Annotated in this window: 2 protein-coding genes; both read left to right on the top strand. The window is 46.5% G+C overall.

Going from position 1 to position 2,078, the window contains the following annotated elements:
* A partial coding sequence (locus AS151_RS16895; RefSeq protein WP_139240719.1) for a tetratricopeptide repeat protein occupies positions 1–1,650 on the top strand: 1,650 nt, incomplete at its 5' end.
* A gap of 66 nt (positions 1,651–1,716) precedes the next feature.
* The coding region (locus AS151_RS16900) for a tetratricopeptide repeat protein (protein ID WP_139240720.1) at positions 1,717–2,078 on the top strand (362 nt) is incomplete at its 3' end.

Genomic DNA, 2,078 nt, shown 5'->3' on the forward strand with positions numbered 1-2,078 from the left:
GGAGAAGTTTATTTTTGGCAGCGACAGTGGGAAAATGCGATCGCATGTTTTGAGAAAGTAATTCATCTCCATCCGCAACTAGCTGCCGCCTATCGGGGATTGGCGAAAACCTACCAGAAACGCAACCAACCGCAACCAGCCTCCCAAGCGTGGTTTGTAGCTTTGCAGTTGCAGCCAGAATGGAGAGAAGCCGAAGAATATCTGACCTTAGGCAATAATTTTATTGGATACGGAGACTGGGAGAAAGCCAAGCAATGCTACCAGCAAGCCATTGCCATCCAGCCAGATTGCAGCCAGGCATATCATAATTTAGCGGAAATCTATAGGGCACAGCAACAGTGGCAAGCTGCCATCGACGGCTATCGTCGGGAAATCGAAATCAATCCTTCCGAAACGGCGGCGAGTAGCTATCGAAAAATCGTAGAAGCATTGGTCAATATCGAACAGTGGGAAGAAGCCATAGATTTCTGCCAGCAGGGAATTTCTCACTATCCCGAAAACTGGGAACTGTACGCTCAGGTAGGTCATATCAAACTACAATGGCAACAATGGGGGGAAGCTAGGGAAGCTTACCAACAAGCCATTGCCTGCCAACCAAATTCTGAAGATGCTTGGTGGCTGTATTCGCAACTCGGCTATATTTACCAACAATTGGATAAATTACCAGCAGCAGTTACAGCCTATCAAAAAGCCGTTCAATTGCAAGCGCGTGGTTTGCCACCTTCTGGCATGGTCAAACAATTAGCAAGTGAATGGCAGCAGCCAAGCCATCAAACCGATAGCGAGGTAGCGACCATTGCTACCATACACCACCTTCCCACCTCTGGGGGAACGGTAATTTGTAAATGTTTGGCAAGCCAACCCCATGTAGTTTTGTTAAGCGAAGTGCATCCTTTACGCAAAACTCCCAATTTCAACGCTTTTGACCCCATACCGCAATTTTTAAACAATTATCCCGAGATGGCTGGTGATGCGATTTCGTCTCGTCAACGAGTATTTTTAGATAGAGTAGCTTGGGTGTATCGGAAAGCAGCCAAAGCTGGGAAACAACTGATTTTGAGAGACCATGCATTTACGGATTTTCTGCCTAAATATTCACCGTACAAGACCTCTACATTGGTGAATTTGTTAAAGCAGGAATATATTGTACGTCCGGTGGTTACTTTACGCAATCCCATTGATGCGTTTTTATCCAGTCAAGAGAAAGGTTGGCATCGGGGATTGTCGTTTGATGAATATTGCGATCGCGTATTATCCTTTATCGAAACCTACGCTGGCATTCCCATCTTCCATTACGAAGATTTTGTCATCAACCCCCAATCGGTCATCCAGCAAATTTGTGCGTATTTATCCTTAGACTATAGAAGCGACTTCCTAGAAACCTTCCATAAAATCCAACTAACCGGCGACAGCGGTCGAAAATCCCAAGAAAAATCCATTGTACCGCAGCAAACCAGAGAATTTCATCGCGAATTTCGCCAAGAAGTTCTCCATTCCCCCGCCTACCGGAAACTTTGCCAGCGATTTGGATATGAAAGCGACCCAGCCAAACATGCCATCCAACAATCCCACATCGTCGCCGAATTTTTCGGAGAAAAACCAGCAACCAGCGACTTTTTAACCTGGTGTCGGCAAGTCAGCCAACCATAACCCCTATCCCTTCATCTATATATAAGCAGAATTCAAATAGAACAATTGACCCAAGAAAAGCAAACCATGCCATCCACCAGCGACTGGGAAAAAATCGAACAATATTTGCAAAACGGTCAACTGCAAGTCGCAGAAACCCAATGCCAAACCATCCTCCAGCAGCAGCCAGAAAACGCCACCGCCTACAAACTCCTAGGCAACATCTACCATCAACAAGGCAATCATATAGCTGCTAAAGAGGCTTACCAAAAAGCCATTTCCCTATCGCCAGATTTCGCCGAAGCCTACGCCAACCTCGGCAACATTTACCTACAACACCAAACATGGCAAGCCGCCATCGACAACTATCAAACCGCCATTCGCCTCAATCCCCACTTAGCCGGCGTGTATCGCAACCTAGCCAAACTGTGGCAAGCCACCGGAGACCA

The sequence above is a fragment of the Geitlerinema sp. PCC 9228 genome, assembly GCF_001870905.1.
In the GTDB taxonomy this organism is placed as follows: domain Bacteria; phylum Cyanobacteriota; class Cyanobacteriia; order Cyanobacteriales; family PCC-9228; genus PCC-9228.